This is a genomic window from Bradyrhizobium sp. MI1.11 (assembly GCF_055811255.1).
Map to the genome: position 1 here is coordinate 21,655 of NZ_JBVVPM010000081.1, position 6,000 is coordinate 27,654.

The 6,000-nt window shown below is 59.3% G+C and carries 2 protein-coding genes and 2 pseudogenes; all 4 read right to left on the minus strand.

All coding sequences use genetic code 11. The features are described from left to right. Positions 1-250: 250 nt before the first annotated feature. A pseudogene (locus AC0L30_RS39510) lies at positions 251-1,468 on the minus strand (IS110 family RNA-guided transposase). 103 nt (positions 1,469-1,571) lie between these two features. Then, positions 1,572-2,201, minus strand: a pseudogene (locus tag AC0L30_RS39515) (IS630 family transposase); the annotation flags it as partial. Between the two features lie 49 nt (positions 2,202-2,250). Then, positions 2,251-2,763: an Hcp family type VI secretion system effector gene (locus AC0L30_RS39520; protein WP_473406514.1), complete on the minus strand. Its 513-nt coding sequence runs from the start codon at positions 2,761-2,763 to the stop codon at positions 2,251-2,253. 575 nt (positions 2,764-3,338) lie between these two features. Then, positions 3,339-4,820, minus strand: a complete 1,482-nt coding sequence (locus AC0L30_RS39525; protein WP_473406515.1) for a type VI secretion system Vgr family protein — start codon at positions 4,818-4,820, stop codon at positions 3,339-3,341. Positions 4,821-6,000: the final 1,180 nt, after the last annotated feature.

The following is a 6,000-nucleotide window of genomic DNA, read 5'->3' on the forward strand; positions in this document are numbered from 1 at the left end:
CCTTCTCGCAGCTGCCGCGCGCAGGGGCGGTCAAGGCTGGCCGCAGTTTGCGGCCACCGCAAGGCTCGGCCTTGACCGGCCCGAGCACGGCGGCATCCCTCGATCGGATCGGGCCTGGAAAGAAGCAATGACTCACCGGCCCCGTGTCCCAGGGGAATGGAAACTAGCCCGAACGGCGATTGTTATTGTCGTGCGCGGGTGACCTCGTGGCGAAGAGCGGCGCGTCGGCTGTAAGCGTCGCCGGGCAGCCCTATCTGTGTCCTGCCGGGTTGAGGCGGCCGCGCGCCTTTTCTTTTGGCGGGCGCGGGCGCCAAGCTTCGACAAAGTGCTCAACCTTCTCTGCGCTTGCTCGGCGACGTGCATCTCCTCATCGCGGAGTTGTTTGATATTGTACGCATAGGCAGGGCCGCGCGTGTTGCCTTTTTTCTGCGCTCGGCCAGCCTGTAACTCCATGCCGCGCATCTTGTGAGCGACAAGACTGGGCCGGGCCCAGAGGTAATCCTCTTCGTTCGTCAGCAGATGCCAGCACAGGACGGTCAGCTTGCGCGCTACGGCGACGGCGGCCACCTGATGGCCCCGTCTGGCGCGGATGCGCACGAAGAAGCGTGGAGCGGTCCGGGTGTCTTGGCGGCAGCCCAGGCGGCTTCTACCAGCATGGCCCGGGCGTGGCTACGTCCGACCTTGCTGATCCGGCCGTGATGAGCGGCACCGAGGCCCGACTGGTGCACACGCGGATTGAGCCCGAAGTAGCTGACCAGTTTCTGCGGGCTCTTGAAACGCGTGATATCGCCAATTGCCGCCATCAACCCGCCGCCCCCGCCAGATTGACGCCGGTGATCGTCAGCAGCCGCCTGACCGAGCCGTCGTCCAGGCTGTTTGTGGCGATCTCCCGATCGAGGATCGTGAGATCTTCGGCGAGCCGATCGAGCTCGCGCACATGCCGCTCAATAGCATCCCGTTCGTCGTCGGGTACTGGCTGGTGCTCCAGCCAATCGCGGCCGCGGCCGTTGAATGAATCGGCGTGCGGACATTTTGGGATCAGGTGCGTGTGAAGGATTGCGTGCACTTCGTTCTTGATCCGGGTCCGATGCCGCACGACCTGGTAACGCCGGGCGATCAGCCGGCGCAGCCGTTCTGTGGCCGCGTCCGGCGTCCAGATTTCCGGCAGATAGCCGGCTGCGTACAAGCTGGCCAGCGTGCCCGCGTCGACCTTGTCGGTCTTCACATGGGCATGCGCGATTGCCTTCACCTGCAATGGGTTGGCGATGACCACCCGCTTCACGAACGGCGACAGCACCCGTGACACCGCCATGCAGTTGCCGGTCGCTTCGATCATCACCTCGTCTATCGGTTGAAGGCGTTTGCCAAAGCCTTCCAGTGCCGTGCGGGTCATATCGACGCGACCGGCCGGTCGAAATCTGCCATCTTCCCAGAAAACCACCTCGCCGAAAGTTCGGTGGATATCCATTCCGATTATGCGTCGCATTTACACCTGCTGTCATATGACGGGAACGGTGGGCGACACGACAACTCCGGATCCGCGCTCACGGCGTAACCGGGCTAGTGGTTCATCACAGTGATTTTGACTCTTTAGCGGTGGCTGGATAAGCGCAGCCGAGTTTGGCGCGGGCTTTGTCGGTTGTGAACATCCATTTGATGCTGGCTCGGGTTTTGTTTCGCCGCCGTTGCCATGCTGCGATCTCGTTTCGGAGCCTTTTGGGGTCGTCGATGCGGCGGCCGAGACACTGGCGCTGCAGCACGCTGATCTCGCACTCGACCATGTTGAGCCAACTGGCGTGTTTCGGAGTGAAGTGGAATTCGAAGCGGCGCAGGATGCGTCGGGCCTCGGCGGGCGCGAAGGCCTCATACAGCGCCCCAGGTTTATGGATCGACAGATTGTCCTGCACGACACGGATGCAGGCGGCGTCGGGATAGTGGACGTCGACGAGCTCACGCATGCAGTGGGCGTAGTCCACGGCGGCGCGGCGGTCGGTGACCTTGACGTTGCGCCAGCCCCGACGCGGATCGAAGGTGACGAAGAGATTGACGGTGCCGTTGCGGCGATACTCGTAATCGTATCGCTCGCGCTGTCCCGGTTGGGCCGGGACAGGCTGGCGCACCTCGCCGATCAGCTGGACGGGGGTCTCGTCGAAGCAAACCAGCGGCCGGGCGGGATCCGGCGTCTCGGCGTAGAAATCAATCCAGCCTGAAATCAGCGTTCTTCACGGACGACAAAACGGCGACAGGTTGTCACCATTTATCCTCGCCGCTGGTGCTGCAGGGAATGTGCTCCCATTTCACTTCTTTGTAGGTGAACTGCCACTCTTCCATGTTCTGATAGAAGTTGTTCTGCGGATTGATTGTGGTCGGCACATAAGCCTTGCCACTGACTAACGTCGCATTCCTCCAGGTCATTTTGAAGAAGTTCTGCGGATGCGGCATGCCAACTGGATCGGTGCGGTAGAACTCGCAGACCGCGTCTTCGAGCAACTCGTTGGTCGCCAGCGCCTGCCATAGCAGCGGCGAGGCCCGATCGAAGAATTTCGTGATGGTCACTGGCTGGTGGTTGCGAGCGCCCGTGGCGACACCGCTCGTTCCGTCGCGCGGAACGATAATGCCGCTGGCGAACGCGACCAAGGTGATCTTCGCTTGTTTATCAGAGGCACCCTTGGCGACCTGCCCGATGCTGTCCGGCTTGGATGCATCCTTGGAGATGTCGCCCTGCTTCTTTCCCTTGATTGTCATGTAGGCTTCAAGTGACACGTTTGTCTCCCAGTCTCTGTCGATACCCGGCACATACCGGCATGACGAACCTCGCAACATCCGTGCCAGAACCGTGTGCATCGATATCTGACCTTTCGGGCCTTACGGACGTGACAGTCAATGGGCTGGGCAGATATCCAGGCACCGGCACCCATCAACGCGAAGACCTCGTCGCAATCGAGACAATAACTCGTCACGGCCTGACGGGGGCGACCTGTTCCAAGTGACACGCGACATCGAGAAAGGCACGCGTGGCAACATCGAGTACTGCCTGTCCCCTCACCTGATACCCTATGCCGTTATCGACAACAGCATTGCCCAGCAGCGCGTAGACGATCACCGTGCAAGGACCACGTTGCTTCTGCTCGAGACAGCGCGTAGATAATTTGAGACGCAATTCTCGTCCGTCACGAAGCCGTTGCGACCGAATGCCATCGGTCGACGGCGATGGTATGTTGATTGACGCTGCCGGGAGGATGGTCGCGCGGGCCGCATTGGCGACCGCTTCCAATAGCGGGTCGATTTCGTGAGTCGCTGGGCGCCAGGCGGTCATAAGCCGCCATGAGGGGAAGAAATCATGCGGGTCCGTCGTAAATCTCGATCGAGGCGCCAGATTGCGACTTGAGGCGATTGAACAAGTGCGTGTCCGAAGTCACTCCTGCCTTCATATCAGGGTTGTGGACCGCTCCGATCACGATTGGCCGATCAATATCACCGTTCAAGTAGCCGACTAGAACTTCAGTTCCGGGGACTAACGGACAATGCAAGCCAGTTTGATTTGGACCTACATAAGGTTCGAGCTTGCGCACGTAGTCGCTGCCACGGCCTTTCGCCAGTTCTTCGGCGAATATCAACTGCAGTTTGTAGCGGCCATGTTCGTCGATCTCGGCCCGCCCATTCCAAGCTTCTCCGTCGACTGTGGCGGTGTGGAGGCCAACGCCCAGAGGCACAGGCGTCATTACAACCGGTCGATAAGGCACGTCCGAGCGGATGCAATGCACCGTGTTCTGGTAGGCTCGCCCATCTTGAGCGACCGCGCCGAGTCCGGTCGGCGCCGGGCGATAGGCCGCGTGTTCCGCGGTGATGATCAGATATTCACCATCGAAGCGGGGATGGCCCTGCAGTTCGAAAATAACGCCGGCTCGCAGCTCCGGTGCGTCGCTGTGGGCGATGTACATTGTCTGGCTGGCGCAGATCTGCTCGGCGCGGATCCGGGCCAGCGTTGCCGCCTCTGCTTCATTCGCAAAATGCCCGCCGAAGCGCGAGGCTTTGCCGAAAAATCCGCTGCCTTGTCCGACCTGCTTATCGGCGGACACGACGGAAGGCACCGTTTCGTCGTAATCGCGGAGCGCGATGGTCTTGGTCGAGAGAACCCGGCGCTGCCGGAATGACAGAATGGCGCTTTCGTCGACGCCTCGCGGTGTCTCGCGCTCATACTGGTGCGCATAAAGAATCGCCGACTTAGCGCCGAACCCGATCTTGGGGAAGGCCTGATTCTTGTCGCCGAAGATGACGGTCTCACCGTCTTCTTGTTGCTTGAAGAAGTAAAAAATTCCGTGCCGTTCGCAAAGGCGCGAAATGAACGTCAAATCGCTTTCGTTGTATTGCACAACGTAACTTCGCTTGGGATAGCGATCAAGATTGTATTCGGCGGGAACGCTGATGCTCACCTTCTTCAACTGCTGTTTAATGATGTCATCGACGGCCATGGGTTGGCCAGGACCAAAAATGCGGCTCGCGATGGAGAGCTCGGCAACGGCAAAGCGCGGCCGCAAGACGAACTGGAGCACTCGTAGGCCAGTTACCGTCGGATCAAGTTCATCGACTTGGGCGCACAGGCCCGAGGCAAGCCATCGCCCGCACGCGGTTTTGACAGACAGCTTGGCGGGCTCGCCTATCAAAGAGCCGGTATCGACATTGCTCGATGTCGTGGCATAGATCACGTAGCTGAACGGCAGTGAAATGCACTCTGTGCCCTTGAACCCCTCCACGTCTAGCTCAATATTGGGTCTGCTGCAAATGTCTAGATCGATATTGAGATTGAAGTCGTTGTTCATCGGTACACCAAGTCAAAGTCTGACAAAGTCATGTCACAGGTGCCGCGGAGTGAGGGTCGCTTGTGAGCCCGAAGCACTGAATGCCAGCGATATCTTACCCTCCTTACTCGTCTACGACAGCGACATGCGCGGGCAACAGAACTTGGAAAGGCCAAACGCGGGTCAGCCGAGACGCGGAACGAATTCACCGACGGGCTCGATCTGGCGGCTTAAGGCCTGAAGCAGACCCGCCCTTCCGTGACGAGATGGGGACGGCCGGGGCGGTGTCTCGCCATCCATCGTGTATCGCGATGCCTAGCGGCGTTATGAGTGTCCCAACGGCGCATCTGGCGTCATTCCTTCTGAAAAGTTGATCGTTCTCTGAAGCGGCTCCGAGCGCAAGCTGCGTCTCACACGGTTAACCTTGCTCATCAGCACAGATTCGACATCCGGGTGTCGCATTCGAATTGCCTCCGGCGTTGGCATTGGGCCTCTTTGGCATCATTGTTGTAACCATGATCGCCCGGCCCACACGCTGTTGTGTGCGCTCTCAGGTGGGATGAAAGATACGCGGGTATGCTTCTCAAAGCGATGCACACGGGTTCAAGTGCGAGAGCATCGTTTGTCTTGCTCCTGTGCGTGTCCTCAGCCAATCAGTGTCGCTGCATTTCGATAGCAACAGCCGTGCCAATGACGTCTCCTTCACTTGAGCGACTGATTAGGCTTTGAACAAGTGAGATTTGCCAGTGTGTGTTCTCAACCTGACAAAGGCGGCGCGACTGTCAGATTCTGGACAAGAGTTAAGCCGGTCGAACTCTGACAAAAGACCGTTTCGCTGCGATCCCGTGATCTGTCGCTCGACAAGGTCAGCTATTTTTGGTCGTCCGTGAAGAATGCCCAAGCTGTTGATTTGGAATCCTAAAACGACGAATTGTGGAAATCGAATTTGCCGGAAACTGGCCGCGCGAAAGGGGATTGATCGGGATAGGGGGGCGTCTCGCGACGCCACCCCTCCCACACCACCGGGCATACGGGTCCGTACCACGGCGGTTCGATCGAGTTAAGCCAGCACAGGCAAGAGCTGGCACTGAACCGCCCCGGGTTTGCCGGAGACTCCAACTCCTGAGAGGATGGAGCCATGACAAGCAAGACCACGAACAAGTTTTCGCCTGAAGTCCGCGACCGTGCGGTTCGGATGGTT

What these genes read in the sequence shown, in the direction of transcription:
- AC0L30_RS39525 (WP_473406515.1), bottom strand. Translation starts at nt 4,820, where the DNA reads ATGAACAACGACTTCAATCTCAATATCGATCTAGACATTTGCAGCAGA.